At 62.2% G+C, this 16,609-nt stretch carries 16 protein-coding genes; 12 read left to right on the forward strand and 4 right to left on the reverse strand.

The window, feature by feature from the left end:
• Nucleotides 1-207: 207 nt before the first annotated feature.
• Nucleotides 208-378, forward strand: a complete 171-nt coding sequence (locus tag ACIQTS_RS04130) for a hypothetical protein (protein ID WP_402471451.1) — start codon at nt 208-210, stop codon at nt 376-378.
• A gap of 47 nt (nt 379-425) precedes the next feature.
• Nucleotides 426-1,598 carry an alcohol dehydrogenase catalytic domain-containing protein gene (locus ACIQTS_RS04135; RefSeq protein WP_365942834.1) on the forward strand — a complete coding sequence of 391 codons (1,173 nt, stop codon included), beginning with the start codon at nt 426-428 and terminating at the stop codon, nt 1,596-1,598.
• 3 nt (nt 1,599-1,601) lie between these two features.
• On the opposite strand, the gene ACIQTS_RS04140 is transcribed toward ACIQTS_RS04135, so the two are convergent.
• Nucleotides 1,602-2,570 carry a Ku protein gene (locus ACIQTS_RS04140; RefSeq protein ID WP_402471453.1) on the reverse strand — a complete coding sequence of 323 codons (969 nt, stop codon included), beginning with the start codon at nt 2,568-2,570 and terminating at the stop codon, nt 1,602-1,604.
• A 165-nt stretch (nt 2,571-2,735) separates the two neighbouring features.
• On the opposite strand from ACIQTS_RS04140, the gene ACIQTS_RS04145 reads away from it, so the two are divergent.
• The 3 genes from ACIQTS_RS04145 (at nt 2,736) to bcp (ending at nt 6,386) form a co-directional block, all read left to right on the forward strand.
• A complete protein-coding gene (locus ACIQTS_RS04145; protein WP_402471456.1) occupies nt 2,736-5,252 on the forward strand; it encodes an ATP-dependent DNA ligase in 2,517 nt (838 codons plus the stop codon).
• 14 nt (nt 5,253-5,266) lie between these two features.
• Nucleotides 5,267-5,524: a DUF4235 domain-containing protein gene (locus ACIQTS_RS04150; RefSeq protein ID WP_105656071.1), complete on the forward strand. Its 258-nt coding sequence runs from the start codon at nt 5,267-5,269 to the stop codon at nt 5,522-5,524.
• 385 nt (nt 5,525-5,909) lie between these two features.
• A complete protein-coding gene (bcp, locus tag ACIQTS_RS04155) occupies nt 5,910-6,386 on the forward strand; it encodes a thioredoxin-dependent thiol peroxidase (protein WP_402471459.1) in 477 nt (158 codons plus the stop codon).
• Between the two features lie 113 nt (nt 6,387-6,499).
• Here bcp and ACIQTS_RS04160 read toward each other — a convergent pair whose 3' ends face one another.
• Nucleotides 6,500-7,579 (reverse strand): YbdK family carboxylate-amine ligase, encoded by a 1,080-nt coding sequence (locus ACIQTS_RS04160; RefSeq protein ID WP_402471462.1) that lies wholly within the window; start codon nt 7,577-7,579, stop codon nt 6,500-6,502.
• Between the two features lie 810 nt (nt 7,580-8,389).
• On the opposite strand from ACIQTS_RS04160, the gene ACIQTS_RS04165 reads away from it, so the two are divergent.
• On the forward strand, nt 8,390-8,707 hold the full coding sequence (locus ACIQTS_RS04165; RefSeq protein WP_365942840.1) for a hypothetical protein: 318 nt from the start codon (nt 8,390-8,392) through the stop codon (nt 8,705-8,707).
• A 143-nt stretch (nt 8,708-8,850) separates the two neighbouring features.
• Here the strand turns inward: ACIQTS_RS04165 and ACIQTS_RS04170 are convergent, their stop codons facing one another.
• Nucleotides 8,851-10,227, reverse strand: a complete 1,377-nt coding sequence (locus tag ACIQTS_RS04170) for an NAD-dependent succinate-semialdehyde dehydrogenase (RefSeq protein ID WP_365946091.1) — start codon at nt 10,225-10,227, stop codon at nt 8,851-8,853.
• A gap of 430 nt (nt 10,228-10,657) precedes the next feature.
• On the opposite strand from ACIQTS_RS04170, the gene ACIQTS_RS04175 reads away from it, so the two are divergent.
• The 6 genes from ACIQTS_RS04175 to ACIQTS_RS04200 all read left to right on the forward strand — a co-directional run bounded on the left by ACIQTS_RS04175 (nt 10,658) and on the right by ACIQTS_RS04200 (nt 15,477).
• Nucleotides 10,658-11,530 carry a hypothetical protein gene (locus tag ACIQTS_RS04175; protein ID WP_402471466.1) on the forward strand — a complete coding sequence of 291 codons (873 nt, stop codon included), beginning with the start codon at nt 10,658-10,660 and terminating at the stop codon, nt 11,528-11,530.
• A 9-nt stretch (nt 11,531-11,539) separates the two neighbouring features.
• Entirely contained in the window at nt 11,540-11,959 is a 420-nt protein-coding gene (locus tag ACIQTS_RS04180; RefSeq protein ID WP_066142299.1) for a phage holin family protein, read from the forward strand.
• A complete protein-coding gene (locus ACIQTS_RS04185; protein ID WP_402471469.1) occupies nt 11,956-12,534 on the forward strand; it encodes a DUF3618 domain-containing protein in 579 nt (192 codons plus the stop codon). The genes ACIQTS_RS04180 and ACIQTS_RS04185 overlap by 4 nt, the downstream gene beginning before the upstream one ends.
• 155 nt (nt 12,535-12,689) lie before the next feature.
• Nucleotides 12,690-14,072 (forward strand): cryptochrome/photolyase family protein, encoded by a 1,383-nt coding sequence (locus ACIQTS_RS04190; protein WP_402471472.1) that lies wholly within the window; start codon nt 12,690-12,692, stop codon nt 14,070-14,072.
• 323 nt (nt 14,073-14,395) lie between these two features.
• Nucleotides 14,396-14,806, forward strand: a complete 411-nt coding sequence (locus ACIQTS_RS04195; RefSeq protein ID WP_332489345.1) for a DUF4383 domain-containing protein — start codon at nt 14,396-14,398, stop codon at nt 14,804-14,806.
• Nucleotides 14,803-15,477, forward strand: a complete 675-nt coding sequence (locus tag ACIQTS_RS04200) for a hypothetical protein (RefSeq protein WP_332504630.1) — start codon at nt 14,803-14,805, stop codon at nt 15,475-15,477. Before ACIQTS_RS04195 ends, ACIQTS_RS04200 begins: the two co-directional genes overlap by 4 nt.
• A gap of 52 nt (nt 15,478-15,529) precedes the next feature.
• On the opposite strand, the gene ACIQTS_RS04205 is transcribed toward ACIQTS_RS04200, so the two are convergent.
• Nucleotides 15,530-16,591 (reverse strand): 2,3-butanediol dehydrogenase, encoded by a 1,062-nt coding sequence (locus ACIQTS_RS04205; RefSeq protein ID WP_365946096.1) that lies wholly within the window; start codon nt 16,589-16,591, stop codon nt 15,530-15,532.
• Nucleotides 16,592-16,609 lie beyond the last annotated feature (18 nt).

The raw sequence follows: 16,609 nt of genomic DNA on the forward strand, positions 1-16,609 counted from the left end.
TCCCACAGCACACACTAGGAAGTCGCGCCCGGGCCTGCAGTGCCGTTCAGCAACCTTGCAGGAACCGGCACCGGCAGTGCACGCTTGTTCCCCGGAATTCCGGGGATCCTCGACTCACAGGCAATGCCCATCAAACTTGCCTTGTTCCCTGCTGCCCGGTGTGGAATGGTCGGTGCCATCGCCCCTCTGATGAAGAAAGGACAATCCATGGAATCCAACCAGCCAGAAGAAGAACCGCGAGCGGGGACCACTCGAACTCCCGATGAGCCCGCGGAGGAAAAACAGAATTCTGTCGGGGACCACGAAGACGCGTTCGAGCAGCCAGCCGAGGAGCAGGACCCGGACCAGGTGGACACCGACCAGTTCAATACCGACTGATCCGCGCTTGTGTTCCGCCGGCAACGATATGACTAGGAGACAACCTCTTGAAAGCATTGACATGGCAAGGTAAGCGAAAGATCGGTTTCAGCGATGTCCCGGATCCGGTGATCCAGGATCCCGGGGACGTCATCATCAAGGTCACTTCCACTGCAATCTGCGGTTCGGACCTGCATCTCTATGAGCTGCTCGGCCCCTACATGCATGCGGGCGACGTACTGGGCCACGAAACCATGGGCATCGTCCAAGAAGTTGGCAGCGGCATTACCAAGCTGTCGGTAGGCGACCGGGTGGTCATACCGTTCAACATCTCCTGCGGCCACTGCTGGATGTGCCAGCACGACCTGCAGTCGCAGTGCGAGACCACCCAGGTGCGCAAGCACGGCAAGGGCGCCCAATTCTTCGGGTACTCCGAACTCTACGGACAGGTGCCCGGCGGCCAAGCCGAATACCTGCGCGTGCCCCATGCCGATTACGGTGCGGTGAAAGTAGGCGACCAGCTGCCCGACCACCGCTACCTTTTCCTCTCCGATATCCTGCCCACTGCGTGGCAGGGCGTGCACTACGCCAATGTCCCCGACGGCGGAACCCTCGCGGTCTACGGCCTCGGGCCGGTGGGCCAGCTCGCCGCGCGCATCGGCCGGCACCTGGGCTATGAGGTGCTGGGCATCGACCCGGTGGCAGAACGCCGCGCCATGGCCGAGCGCCACGGCATCCAGACCCTGGACTTCACCAAGGACACCGTGGGCGAATTGCGCGGACGCACCGGTCGCGGCCCCGATGCCGTGCTCGATGCGGTGGGCATGGAAGCCCATGGTTCCCCGGTCTCCTCGATGTTCCAGCAAGCCACCGGGTTGCTGCCGGACAAGGCCGCGCAGCTGGCCATGGAGAACGTTTCCGCGGACCGCACCAGCGTGCTGGATTCGGCCATCGATGCCGTGCGCCGCGGCGGCACCCTGTCGATCAGCGGCGTCTATGCCGGGGCCGCCACCCCGATGCCGATGGTGAAGCTGTTCGACAAGCAGATCCAGATCCGCCAGGGCCAATGCAATGTGCGCTCATGGACCCAGAAGCTGCTGCCGCTGGCCGAGGATGCAGCCGACCCGCTGGGCCTGGACGACTTGGTCACGCACGAGCAGCCGCTCTCGAACGGCCCGCAGATGTACGAGACCTTCCAGAAGAAGCAGGATGCGTGCATCAAGGTGGTGCTCAAACCCTAGCGGCTAGGCGCTTTTCTTCCCGGAACCGGAGGCCTTCTTCTTGTGTGGCGAGGAGGAGGCCTCCTTTGCCGTTGCCTTCTTCGTGGCTGGTTTCTTGGCTGCCGCCGCTTTCTTCGCAGGTTTCTTCGCCGCTGGCTTCTTCGCCGCAGAGGCCTTCCCATCCTTGGCTGCCTTGGCCGGGGCCTTGGCATTGCGCCCGTCGATGCTGCGCTTGAGCGCCTCCATCAGATCGATGACCTCCCCGGACTCGCTGTCCTGGTCCGGGGAACCGAAGGTCGCCTCGGTATCCAGGTCCTCGCCCTGCTCGATTTTCGCTTCGATCAGCGCTTGCAGCTGGACCTGGTAGTCATCCTGGAACTCTTGCGGCGTGAAATCACTGCTGTACTGGTCTACCAGGGCGGCAGACATCTTCAGTTCCTGCTCGCTGATCCGCGGTGATTTCTCCGGTGCCACTGCCTCGGCATCGCGCAGCTCGTCCGCCCACATGACCGCTTGCAGCACCATCACCTTGGATCGGACACGCAAAATGCCCAGCCGGGTCTTCTGGCGCAGGGCGAAGCGCACCACTGCCAGCTTCTCGGTGTCCTGAAGCGTTCGGCGCAACAGCTCGTAGGCCTTGGGCGATTTGGAGTCCGCCTGGAGGTAGTAGCTCTTCTCCAGCATCAAGGGATCTACTTGGCTGGCCGGGACGAACTGGACCACCTCGATTTCACGGCTCTTCTCCGCAGGCAACGCATCCATGTCCTCATCGGTGAGCACAATGGTCCGTTCCCCGTCCTCATAGGCCTTGTCCAGATCCTTGTAGGCGATTTTCTTCCCGCACACTTCGCATCGGCGCTCGTAGCGGATCCGTCCGCCGTCCTTGTCATGGACCTGGTGCAGGTCGATGTCGTGGTCCTCGGTGGCGCCGTAGGCCTTGACCGGCACGTTCACCAGGCCGAAGGCAATTGATCCAGTCCAGATAGCTCGCATGGGCATAGTGAAGCATCTTTCCGGCCAGCGCGTCACGGCCCCCGGCAATACTGGCAGGCGGCGCTGAGGTTCGGCAGCGCGAAACGCAAAGCTTGCTTGGAACGCTGGATTCCCCGGCGCCGCTCGGGAAGATTGGTCCTCATAAGGCAAAGCAAAGGACAGCGCATGGCACGCAGGGAGCAAACCGTCACCGTCGCGGGGCACACGCTGAAGGTCAGCAATCTGGATAAGGTCCTGTACCCGCAGACCGGGACCACCAAGGGCGAAGTCATGGACTACTTCCAGCAGGTGGCCCCGGTGCTGATTCCGCATGCCGCGTGGCGCCCGGCCACCCGCAAGCGCTGGGTGGACGGCGTGGGGACCCCCGAAGAACCGGGCAAGGTGTTTTTCCGCAAGGATCTCGAGGACTCCGCCCCAGGCTGGATTCCCTCGGCCAAGCTGCAGCACAAGACCCACTCCAATACCTATCCGCTGGTGAACAACGAGGCGGTGCTGGCCTGGATGGCCCAGGTGGCTGCGCTGGAAATCCATGTTCCCCAGTGGCGCTTCGATTCCTCGCTGGAACCTGCCAATCCGGACCGGCTGGTGCTGGACCTGGATCCCGGTCCGGGCGCCGGCTTGGAGCAGTGCGCTGAAGTCGCCTTGATTTGCCGGGAGATCCTTGACGGCATGGACCTGCCCAGCTTTCCTGTGACCTCCGGTTCCAAGGGCATCCACCTCTATGCCGGACTGGATGGCAAATACACCTCGGAGCAGGTCAACGAGGTGGCCAAGGAGTTGGCCTCCACCTTGCAGAAGGAGCATCCGCAACTGGTTCTCGCCAGCATGAAGCGCTCGCTGCGCGAGAACAAGGTGTTCGTGGACTGGAGCCAGAATAACGCCTCGAAGACTACCGTCTGTCCGTATTCGCTGCGCGGCCGGGCACGGCCCACTGTCGCGGCCCCGCGGACCTGGGAAGAAATCGAAGCGCCGGGTTTGGAGCAGCTGGACTTCCACGAGGTGCTGGACCGCATTGCTGATGGAATCGATCCGCTGGCGCAGCTGACCTCGGGACAACAGCAGGACCCCGATCGCCTAGCGGTCTATCGCTCCAAGCGCGATGCGGCGCTGACACCTGAACCGGTGCCGGAGCAATCCGGGAATTCCCAGTCCGTGCAGCCGGGCGGAAAGGACGGCACCGGCTTCTCCTTTGTTATCCAGGAACACCACGCCCGCGCGCTGCATTGGGATTTCCGCCTGGAGCACGACGGAGTGCTGGTCTCCTGGGCGGTGCCCAAAGGCCCACCCCTGGAACCAGGAATCCAGCGCTTGGCGGTCATGACCGAAGACCATCCGCTCTCCTACGCAAGCTTCGAAGGCAGCATCCCCAAGGGCCAATACGGTGCCGGGGAAGTGTCAATCTGGGATTCGGGAAGTTGCACCATCGAGAAGTGGCGCGAAGGCAAAGAAGTCATCGCGGTGCTCACCGGCTCACGCGAGGGCGGGCTGGGCGGAGTGGACCGGCGGTTCGTGCTGATCCAGGCCGCAGGGATGGGCGGCAAGGACAATTGGTTGCTGCAGCTGGCCAAGGAACAGCCGGTAGGAGCCGATGCGGGAACGTCCGCTGATTCCGGTGACGGAGAACCGGAGGCTGCTCGCGAGCCTAGCGCCAAGCAGGCCGTGGCTGATCTGTCGGGCCAAGCGTTGCGCCCCATGCTGGCCACTGCCGGCACTGCTCGGGAGATCTCCGGCGAGCCGGGTTGGAGCTTTGAAATGAAATGGGACGGCTACCGCGCGTTGGCAGTAGTCGATGGCGCCAAAACCAAGCTGATCAGCCGCAACGGCCACGACCTGACCGGAGACTTCCCGGAACTCGAAATCCTCGGTTCGCTGCTGCCGGAACGCGCCGTGGTGGACGGGGAAATCGTCGCCCTGGATTCTTCGGGCCGCCCTGACTTCTCGCTGCTCCAGCAACGGGTGTCCCACCAGCGGAAGAAACGCACGAAGCAGGCCTCGGCCATCAGGATCCAGTACATGGTCTTCGACGTGCTGCAATTGCCATATGACAAGGATGCAGGACTGGTGGATCTGACTGCCCTGCCCTACGAGCAACGCCGCCAGCGGCTTGCGGGCCTGGATCTCGACCACCAGTACGTGCAGGTGCCGCCGGCCCACACCGGGACCTTGGAGCAGGCCATCGAGACCAGCCGTGCGCTGGGCCTGGAAGGCGTGGTGGCCAAGGAACGCGACTCCGTCTACGAGCTGGGCCGGCGCAGCACCAGCTGGGTGAAGCTCAAGCACCAGCGGCACCAGGAAGCTGTGGTGATTGGCTGGCGGTCTGGACAGGGGTCGCGCAGCCGCAGCCTGGCCTCGCTGCTGCTGGCCATTCCGGGAAATGGCGGCTTAGAATACGCCGGCCGGGTGGGCACCGGATTCAGCGACGCGCAACTGGCCGAAATCCGCGAGCGGCTTGAAAAGATCGAACGCAAGACTCCCCCGGCCAAGAACATCCCGGCAGCGCATCAAAGCGATGCGCACTGGGTGAGCCCGAAATACGTGGCAGAAGTCCGATACAGCGAACTGACCTCGGACCGCCTTCTGCGCCACCCGGTGTGGCGCGGCTGGCGGGATGAGAAGCAACCGGATGAGGTCCGTTGGGAACCGGCGGATCCGGCCGGGAACCAAACTCCAACTAACCGCTAACAGAGGAGCAGAACATGAAATTGCTGGTAAAGATCTTCGGAACCCTGATTTCGCTCGGTGCAGGCTGGCTCGGAGCCAAGCTCGTCTCCGGGGTCTGGCATAAAGCCATGGGGGAAGAACCGCCGTCGCTGGCCAACCCCGAAAAGCAGCAACAAGCCGCCGTAGGCAAGGTGCTGGCGTTCGCCGTGATTTCGGGGGCAAGCGCTTCTGCCATCCAGGCTATGGCCAAACGGTGGACGCGTTCCCTCGAAGCCAAGGCCGCCAACCGCTAGCAGGCCGCGTTCTGGCCGCTACCCGGATGCACCGGGTCGCGCAGCTGTTGCCCAGTTGCACGGCTCGGTGTTTTCGTTGGTGCCGGGCAGCTTTCTGCCCGGTGTCCATTGACCTGGTGCATCGCGGATAGCTGAAGGCCTGCGGGAATCGCATGGCGATTATTTGGCCGGTCGGCAGCTTCTCCAGCAGGCAGAACTGCCAACGGGATCGCAGGCTTTTGCAGCAACCGAGTCTTCCTTGATGCCTTGGAAGCGCGCATCATGGTCCATGGCGAGGTTATTGCCTTCCAGAAGTCGTTGGAAATATATCCCAGAAGTCTCTGGCATTGAGTGCATCCACTGAATTAGAATGAAAATAAAATATCACTATATGAAAGTTGAATCGATGACTGCCCATTCTTCTCCGCTCACCGCCGGCCAGCCAGCGCCAGCCTTCTCCCTGCAAGATGCCAAGGGAGAGACCATCTCGCTTTCGGATTATTCAGGGCAGAAAGTGATCGTGTATTTCTACCCCAAGGCCGCGACTCCCGGTTGCACCACCGAGGCCTGCGATTTCCGCGACAACCTCAATTCGCTGCAGGCCGCAGGATTCTCCGTTCTGGGCATCTCCCCGGACGCTCCAGAAGAGCTGGCTACCTTCGCTAGCGATGAATCGCTGAATTTCCCGCTGCTTTCCGACCCGGGCAATGAAGTTGCCAAAGCCTACGGCTCCTACGGTGAAAAGAACATCGGCGAAAAGACCGTCGTGGGTACCCTGCGCTCCACCGCAGTCATCGATGAAGACGGCAGCATCCGCCAAATTGAATATTCCGTGGATGCCCAGGGGCATGTGGCGCGACTTCGCGATTCCCTCGGAGTCTAGAGGATTCCGCACCCGGATCTTTCCGGTGCCAGCCCGGATGCTTCGAGCCGGGGCCAGCTTTCACCGGCCCCGGCCACACCCTGCAGTCTGCGTTGAGGATCCTGGACGGCAAGCTACATCTGCATCTCGGAATGGGCATTGGCCAACAGATGCGTGAAAGCACCGCGCTCGAATGCAGCCCGCTGGCGGACCGCGCCGTTGCCTGTCTCCAGCATGTTCCTGAGTGAAATCACGGCATAGTCGTAATCTCCATGATCCTTCAGTGCGCCCTCAATGAGTCGGAGCATTCTGCGGGCCACCTCCTCCACAGCGACCGGCTCTCCGGTTCGCGTGTCCACGTGCACTCCGGTGATTCCGTTCTTGGCCGCTTGCCACAGGGACAGGTCCAGGACTTCGGGCAGATACTCGAGCGCATCGAATTCGCCGGCCACCGCAGTCTCGACCAACCCTCGCATGAGCACGGCCAGCAATACCGAATCCTGCGCTCTCAACTGCGAGTCCGCGACCCGAATTTCGAGTGTCGGGTACTTTTCCGACAACCGGGCGGACCATCCGATGTGGCCAGGGTCGGGAACCGCATCGGTTCCATTGATTCGCGCAAGCCGAGTCCAATAGTCTTTCGAATCCTTGAAGTACGGCGGAATTCCCTGGACGGACCACTTTCGGTAATGAATGGTTCTCCACGATGAAAAGTTGCTGTCGACCCCTCTCCAATACGGAGAATTGGCGCCCAGGGCGCAGAGAAATGGCAACCATCCGCGCAAGAAGTTGAGCGCACGAATTCCCGCTTCGGAATCAGGGATGGACACATGGACATGCAAACCGCACATGTAATGCTCTGTCGCTATTCCGGAAACGAAATTGCCGATTTCCCGGTACCTTGCATTATCGGTCAGCTCCGGAGCCTGCTGGGCAATCATCGGCGCCGCCCCCAAACCCGCGACCAGCAGACCGCGGGAGGCCGCTTCGCCTGCCAGAGCCCTGCGGAAACTTCCCAGCTCATGCAGGGCCTGATCCCGGTCTTCGCAGATGGCACTGGCATGTTCTATTTGGCAAGCAAGCAGTTCGTTCTGCACTTCGCCATCGCGTTGCGAATCCAGCGCTTGCCGTAACGCTTCTTTATCCGTGCTGGCCGGCAACCCTGTTTCTGCGTCGAACATGAAGAATTCTTCTTCAATGCCAAAGGTGCTCATTTCGTGCCTCCCGGAATATGGTTGCTAGGGCGTCGGACCAGCAACCGGTCTGTGTGGACTTACTGCTGGCTAACCTGGTCTGCCTGATGCGAACTAGCGGGGAACTGCTCAACATTCTTCTTGCGCGGAACTGAATACCGCATGATCAATTCCCCTTCAGCTAGGCTGCGAATTTCCGGATGGCCGCAGCTTCATCCGCCTCGGCGGCTTGCGTTCCGCGAAAGCGGATTCTGAAACAGTAGATCCCGTAGCCTGGCTGCATCTGCTTGCCCGATGGATTCTCATGGTTTTCCCATCAACTCAGAATGAATCGGACATGAAATCCGAACTAGCTCTGGAAGCGGCAACAATCTGCCCGCAGCTGCGGGCAACAGCAAGCTCGGGTCAGGCTGTGGAGCTTGGAAATGCGGTCTGTTCGGGCGTACATACGGAGCCTAGCGGCGGACAGTCCGCGGCAGGCCAAACAAACTACTGACTAGGCCAGGAAATAAGTTCAAAAAGCTCTCCTCTGAGCCTGTCAATAAGCTGGGAGCCCTAGGCCACCCCTCCCGGTCGCAGACGAAGTGGCATAGGTTTGAAACACACTCCGCTTCCCAACGACGGCGATCCTTGCCCACTGGCAGGCTCGTCGGCAATCTGCGAAGTGGCGTGACTTATGGGGTGCACTCGAGAGTTACGAACAAAGTGGAGGTAGTACTAATGCCAGGACGTATAGTCAGGTCCAAGACTGCTGAACGTGTCGCCGAACTCCTGGGATCGCGCGAAGGTCGCTCCCATCTGAGCGAGTACGGGTGGATCCAAGGAATGCCCGTGATCATTGCACAACTCAACGAGCCGGTAGACGACGTCATGGGCCTCGCTTCCGTTCACAATTGCGCTGTACTCGTGGCGATACTGGACAACCAGAGCGAGCAGCTTCGTTTCATCCATGTCTCGCCTCCCAACGGTGCTCTTCAGATCGTCGATGAGACTCCTGCGAAAACCCGGATCTGCACTCTCTTCGAGCAGGCGGAGGAAAAAGGAATGCTGGCCTTCCGGGTTCGGTACTGGACCCACACGGCAATTGCCAACGCCCTGCCGGTCTTCACTCCGGAAGAACAGCGGCCGATGGCAATGACGCGCGTCTAGCTGCCGGGTGCCTGGAGGTTCCCGCCCAGGTGCTGCTGATTCAACGACTCGTTGCTAACCGCATATAGGCCATTTTCGACTGACGGTCCTGGCTTTCCCGGAATTTTCCGGGAAAGCCAGGACCGTTGCCGCAATCCCCTGGCTCAGCGCCCGGCGATCTTCACCAACTTGTGGTTGATGAATTCGTCCATGCCGTACTTGCCCAGCTCGCGGCCGATGCCCGAGCGCTTCACGCCGCCAAAGGGCAGCTCAGGGTAGGAAGCCGAAGGCTCGTTGACGGCGACCATGCCGCTTTGCAGCTGCACGGAAACGCGCTCTGCGCGTTCCATGTCCCGAGTGTGGATGGAAGCTCCCAGCCCGTACTCGGTGTTGTTGGCCAGGGCCACTGCTTCTTCTTCGCCATCCACCTTGTAGAGCACGGCGACCGGGCCGAAGAGCTCCTCGGAGAAGGCGCGCATCTCGGGGGTCACCCCGGCAAGGATCGTCGGCTCGTAGAATGCGCCCTCGCCCTGGATCGGCTTGCCGCCGGCCAAGACCTGGGCACCCTTGTCGATGGCATCCTGCACCTGTGCGGCCAAGCCGTCGCGGGCAGCGGCCGAAGACAGCGGGCCGAGGAAGTTCTCCGGCTGGGCCGGGTCGCCCACCTTGATTCCGGCCACCTGCTCCACCAGCGCTTGGGAGAAGTCCTCGTAGACCGAGGAATCGATGATGAAGCGCTTGGCCGCGTTGCAGGCCTGGCCGGTGTTCCCGAAGCGGGCGCGCATGCCCAGCTTGGCGGTGCGCGCCACATCCGCGTCGTCGAAGACCACGAATGGATCCGAGCCGCCCAGTTCCAGCACCACCTTCTTCAAGTTGCGCCCGGCAATCTCGGCTACGGCCGCTCCGGCGCGCTCGGAACCGGTCAGGGATACTCCCTGCACCCGGCGGTCCGCGATGATGTCCGCGACCTGGTCATTGGTGGCGAAGATGTTCACATACGCACCCTGCGGGGCCCCTGCTTCCTTGAAGATCTCTTCCATGGCCAGCGCCGATTCCGGGCACTGCGGCGCGTGCTTGAGCAGGATGGTGTTGCCGTTCATCAGGTTCGGCCCGGCGAAGCGTGCCACCTGGTAGTACGGGAAATTCCACGGCATGATGCCCAGCAGCGCGCCGACCGCTTCCTTGCGCACCAGCGCCTTGCCGCCCGAAGCGATTTCCAGCTCTTCGTCTTCCAGGTACTTCGGGCCGTTCTTGGCGTAGTAGCGGTAGATCGCCGCCACGATGCCGATTTCCCCCAGAGATTGCTTGATGGGTTTGCCCATTTCGCGGGTGATGATCGCGGCCAGTTCTTCGGCGCGTGCCTCGTAGATGTCTGCCACGCGCTCCAGCAGGGCGACGCGTTCCTGAAGCGCGGAGACCGACCACTGGGTGTAGGCGTTGTGCGCCTCGGCGATGGCATCCTGGATCTGCGCATCGGTGGCAGTCGGGTAGGTTGCTTCGACTACGCCGGTGGCGGGATTGGTCACGGCATAAGTGGACATGGTGCTCCTTCGAAGATTCGCTTGTTGGACACTTAGCGCCCAGTCTTCCAGCTCTCGTCGCCAATGCCCCGGACTGTTCGGGTATTGGCGTGTTCGCCACGGAAACTGCCGCTGTTCCTCCAAAGCCGCGGACTGGGCCGCAGCAGGGATTGCAGTGCTGCTGGACTCCTCGCTGCTGCGCCGGGTGGTGCGCTGGACGCTCGGGATCCGGCTCGATCCTACTCGCTTGCCTCCTGCTTTCCTGGAAGCTCCGAGCTGTCGCCATCGAACCTGAATGCTTCCTGCGGATTGGCCGCGATCCGTGACCTGCGGCGCTCTCTTGCCTAGCGTCGTAGGCAACCAGCAGCGCTCCGCACGGACTGCGGAGCCGGATGCGCGGCCACCTGCCGCGCCACCCGCAGCTGACGACAGCAGCAGAGGAAGGGAAGACATGAGCACCAACGATCACACCAGTTCGAATCCATTCCCCGATGACCCGCGCAGCACCCCGCAACCCGGAACCGTCCGCCACGGCCTGAACGATCCGGATCCGTTGACCGAGCCGCAAACCGACCTGTTCCCGTCGGGCACTGTCGAACCGGTACCGGCCGACACGCATGATTCCGATGACCTGCAGTCCGCAGGAAGCGGCAATACCTCGGGTAAAGCGCAGGCAGCCCAGGATCTGGCGCGCGAGGGCCAGGAATCCGCCACCCACGTGCTTGACAGCGCCAAGCAGGAAGCCTCGATGCTCGCTGAGCAGGCCAAGGACCAGGCCACCCACCTATGGGATGAACTCGGCTCCGACCTGAAGGAGCAGACCTCCGTGCAGCAACGGAAGGTCGCGGCCAACCTGCGCGACATCAGCGATGAGTTCCGCGCCATGCTCGACCAGTCCAGCGCGAGCGGGACCGCCTCCATGCTGGTCGACCAGGCTTCGCATCACAGCGGCCAGGCCGCCGATTGGCTCGAACAGCGCGAGCCGCACGACTTGCTGGATGAGGTCAAGAGCTTTGCACGCAAGCGTCCTGCGGCCTTCTTGGGACTGGCGCTGGGCGCTGGGCTGCTGGCAGGACGCATGACGCGAAATGCCAGCGAGCCGAAAAACACCACAGGGCACCGCGACCAGGAACCGCGTCCCGGCGCCACCAGCGCACCGAACGCCGCGGCCGGAGATGGGCCAGGTCCGGTGCGGGTTGACCCGTCTTTCCAAGGAACCACCCGCGTGGATTCGGCAGGCAACCCGCTGCATGCCGATTCGGTGGACGTTGACCCGCTGCGCTCCTACCCTCCTGGGGATCCGCGCAGCACCGACTACCGCTAGGAGCATTCGATGACTCACACGACGCCAGATCCCGATTCTGCAGAACATGAACGCAGTTCCCTCGGCGCCCTGTTCAATGACCTGACCCAGAACGTATCGCTGCTGGTTCGCCAAGAGATCGAGCTGGCAAAGACGGAGTTGAAGGAGTCGGCCAGCTCCGCCGGCAAGGGTGCGGGCATGTACGCCGGTGCCGGTGTAGCCGGCCACTTCGTCTTGCTGTTCCTTTCCGTTGCGGCTTTCTTCGGATTGTCGCTCTGGATTGGCTACGGCTTCTCGGCCTTGGTGGTCGCCGCCCTCTGGGCGGTGATCGGTCTGGTCTTGGCAAGCGCAGCCAAGAAGAAGATGCAAGAGATCAAGGGACTGCCTAATACGGCCGAGACAGTCAAGAGGATTCCATCAGCTTTTACTCCGAAGGATGATGCACCATGAGCAAGAATTCAGAAGAACTCCGCGCGGAAATCGCCCAGACACGAGGCGACATGCAACAGGATGTGGATGCGATTGCCGACAGGGTCAGTCCCAGCCATATTGCCCACCGACAATCCGAAAAGGTCAAGGACTCATTCAGGAAGGTGAAGGACTCCGTCATGGGAACCGGTGAATCAACGAGTGACCAGCTGCACCACTACGGTGAAGACGCCGCGGAAGCCGTCAGGGACGCACCGCACAGGGTGGTGGAGCAGACCAAGGGCAATCCGCTGGCCGCCGGAATCATCGCCTTCGGGGCGGGACTGCTGGCCTCGTCGCTGCTTCCGGGGACCCAGAAAGAAGCCGAGCTGGTCCAGCGGGTCAAGGACAAGGCAGAACCGCTGGCCGAAGAGGCCAAAGATGCGGCGAAACAGATTGCCGAAGACCTGCGGGAGCCTGCGCGGCAGGCCGCAGAGGACCTGCGGGATTCCGCCCAGGAATCCGTGCAGACCGTCAAATCCGAAGCCAACTCCGAAGCCGAGCATCTGCACAGCGAAGCAAAGGACACGGCCAAGGATATGGGTAACGGCTCCTGATCCCTAGGCGCGGCAAGGGGCTGGTGCGTGCAATCACTGATTGGAACCACCAGCCTCTTGCTATGCCCGGTAGCCGCCGAGCTAGGCGGGGCATCCACCAGAATTTAGCTAGCTAAGCTAAATAACCACTAGGATGAGTCCATGGAGAACTCCAAATGACTCAGCCTGCTTTGCCTGCCCAGCTGGTATGGTTCCGCGATGATCTGCGCACCAGCGATCACCCAGCGTTGGATGCCGCGCTTTCTTCCGGTCCGGTGATCGCGGTATATGTCCTGGACCAGGCATCTGCCGGCATCCGCCCGCTGGGTGGCGCGGCCAAATGGTGGCTGCATCAGGCGCTGGAGGACCTTCGCCGATCGCTGGAAAAACTGGAAATCCCGCTCATCCTGCGCCAAGGCCCGGCCGCCGGGATCATCAGCGAACTCGTGCACGAAGGCAACGTGCAGACCGTGCACTGGAACCGCCGCTACGGCCACGCTGAACGCGCCGTCGACATGCAGATCAAGCAGGACCTCGACGCGCGAGGCGTCCATGCCCGCAGCTACAGCGGGACGCTCTTGCATGAGCCCTGGGAGCTGCTGACCAAGAACAACACCTGCTACAAGGTCTTCACGCCCTTCTACAACGCGTTGCGCGACAGCGAGATCCGGCCTCCGTTGCCCGCGCCACAGGCACAAGAACCCCTCCCGGACACTAATCTTCCCGCCAGCGACGAGTTGGAGAGCTTGGGATTATTGCCGGCTTTGGACTGGATTGACGGGCTCGCCGCGCAATGGGAACCCGGAGAAGCGCCTGCGCGCCAGCGCCTGGAGCAGGTGCTGGAATCGATCGCCGAAGACTACCCGGAGCACCATGACCGCCCCGATCTGGACGGAACGTCTGCCCTCTCCCCCGCCTTGCGCTGGGGGCATGTCAGCGCAAGCCAGATGTGGGAGGCGCTGGGCCGTCTGGCCGCCGTAAATCCCGAGGCTTCCGACGGTGCCACCGCGATGCGCCGCCAGCTCGCCTGGCGGGATTTCTGCTGGCACCTGTACTACCATCACCCGCAGCTTCCGGAGCGGAATCTGCGTGCGCAGTTCGATCATTTCGACTGGTCCTGGCCTGAGGCAGACCCGCAGGCCGCGGAATATATGAGCTGTTGGCAACAAGGACGCACCGGTTTCGGTCTAGTGGACGCCGGCATGCAGCAGCTCTGGCAGACCGGATGGATGCACAACCGGGTGCGCATGGTGGCAGCCAGCCTGCTGGTCAAGAACCTGCAAGTGCATTGGAAAGCCGGCGAGCGCTGGTTCTGGGACACCTTGGTTGATGCGGATCTCGCCAGCAATACTGCCAATTGGCAATGGGTCGCCGGCAGCGGAGCCGACGCTTCCCCATATTTCCGGGTCTTCAACCCGGAATTGCAGGCCAAGAAATTCGACCCTCAGGGAAGCTACGTCGCAAAGTACGCCCCGCTGGCTACCGAACCCATTGTGGATCTGAAGCAATCGCGGCGGGCTGCATTGGATGCCTATGAGCAGATGAAGCTCATCTCATAGTCGCGAAGCATCGGGCAGCGGGAAAATGAAGCCGCGGATCCACGAAGATCTTCACATGCTCTTCGCTGTTTCAGCCCGATGCCTCTTCGGCTCCCTGTCTCAGTGCATCAGCTTCCTTGCCGGAGGGTCCAGAGCATTCTCCACCGAGTGCCGGAGCTCATACGCATACCCGCATCCCTGCGTGCCTCCGGTGCCTGCAAAATACGTCCAATCAAGACCAATCCGCCTTCCGCCCTTCTCCGAAGAACCTCTACAGGGTTCCTTCCGGAGCCCGTAAAACTCGACACGGACTAGAATCCGTGTCCCAGGAAGGACTGATTGCCATGCGCACATCGCCTAACCGCTTGCTCGCAACGATTTTCGGGGCCGTGTACCTCCTTGTCGGCCTGCTCGGGTTCCTTGTCACTGCCGGCGTGGACTTCTTCGCAACAGAGGGCGGGAAGCTGATCATTTTCGAGGTCAATCCACTTCACAACGTCATCCACCTGGCCATCGGCGCAGCACTGCTCATCGCTGGGCTCGGATCCGTGCGTGCTTCCAAGCTCGCCAACACCACAGTGGGCGCCGTCTACCTCCTGGTTGGCATCCTCGGCCTCTTCTTGGCCTCAACAGCGCTGAACATCATTGCCCTGAACGGTGCGGATAACGTCCTGCACCTAGCCAGCGCGCTTGTCCTGCTGTCGGTAGGCCTGTCCCAGGACCGGACGCCAGCAGCCCATACTGCACGGTCATGAATTCCCACGAGGCGACGGCGGCTGCCACCGAACCTGCCACTCAAGGGCGAGGTGCAGTTGCGGGATCCGTCGCCTTCGGCGGCCTATATGCCGGGATCGCTGGTCTGGGAGTTGCGGCGCTGGCCGCGGCCTCCTCCGCCAGCTTGGCATCGGCATTCGGGGTCGGGTCCGCCCCGGCACCGTGGTGGGCGTGGCTCGGCGCGATAGCATCCGCAGCCTGGGCTGGGGTGGCGCTGGTGTACGCCGTTGCCAGCCTGCTGAAGGCAGCGGCCCCTGCCGTGAAGCTTGCGGTCCCCTGCCTGGCGCTCGTCTCCTCCGTGCATTTAGCCAGCATTGTTGCCGGCCTTTGGGGGTTCCCGGAGGGAACGAAGAATCTGGATCTCACGATTGCTTCCTTGCTGCTGCTTGAGCTGTCGGTGCTGGCGGTATTCCTGTGGCAGCGCAAGCGGCGGAAGAACTATCCGCACCGGGCAGTGCGTTCCAGCAGCCTAGTTGTCCTCGGGAGCATGTTTGCCGGTTCGGTTGCGGTTGCGGCGGTTGCCAGTTTGGGGTTGGCAGCTTCGTCCGCTGGAGAACTCGCGGTACCGCATTCCGAGCACGGCGCTCATCGTTCGGGAGACATCGACCCGGGAATCATTGGCAAGATGAAACAGGCAGAACACCACCACTAGCCGCAGCCAGGGGGCCAGTGCCAGTGATCCAACTGGCCCCGATAGCTGCAGGCTAGGCCCGCGGATCAACAATGATCTTCACGTGTTCCTCATTGTTGTTGATCAGCTGGTCGAACCCTTCGGAAACCAGCTCGTCGAGCCCGATGCGCCCGGTGATGAACGGGGCCAGGTCCAGTTTGCCGCTTTGCACCAGGGCAATGGTGTCCGGATGGTCATTGGCGTAGCCGATGGTGCCGCGCAGGTCGATTTCCTTCAAGACCAGCTTGGGCATGTCCACTTGCGGCTTATGCCCCCAAATCGAAACGTTGACGATCACCCCGCCGGGAGCCACCGCGTCCAGGAGCATATCCAGCACCACCGGGACCGAGGAACACTCGAATCCGGTATCCGCACCCCGGCCGCCGGTCGCTTCGCGCACCCGTTCGGCCACGTCCCCTTCCCTGGGATCGAAAATCCCGTCGGCAATTCCGGTTTCTCGCGCCTTGGCCTTGCGGGCCTCGGAGAGTTCCGAGATGTAGACCGTCAGCCCCTTGGCCTTGAGCACCGCTGCGGTCAGCAGGCCGATCGGGCCGGCACCTCCCACGATCGCCACCTGCCCGGCCTTCGCCCCGGAGCGGACGAAGGCGTGGTGGGCCACCGACAGCGGCTCGATCAGCGCGGCCTCATCCAGGGGGATCTTTCCGATGGGATGCACCCAGCGGCGTTCCACGACGATTTTCTCCGATAGCCCTCCGCCGCGGCCGCCCAGGCCGATGAAGTTCATGTCCTGGGAGAGCTGGTACTGCTGGCCTTCGCCGGTGTCCACATCCTCATGGATGATGTACGGTTCCACCACGACGTTCTCGCCGATTTCAAGGCCGGTGACGCCTTCGCCCAGGGCGGTAATGGTTCCGGAGAATTCATGGCCCATGGTCACCGGAGCGCTCTCCCCGGAGATCGGGTGCGGATGCCCGGCCGGCGGGATGAAGATCGGGCCCTCCAGGTATTCGTGCAGATCGGTGCCGCAAATGCCGCACCAGGCCACGTCGATGGCCACTGTTCCCGGTTTCAGCTGCGGCTCATCGATGTCCTCGATCCGGATGTCCTTCTGGTCGTAATACCGTGCTGCGCGCATGGCTCCCCCTCGATTCTT

The organism is Glutamicibacter sp. NPDC090743, assembly GCF_044769125.1.
GTDB lineage: Bacteria > Actinomycetota > Actinomycetes > Actinomycetales > Micrococcaceae > Glutamicibacter.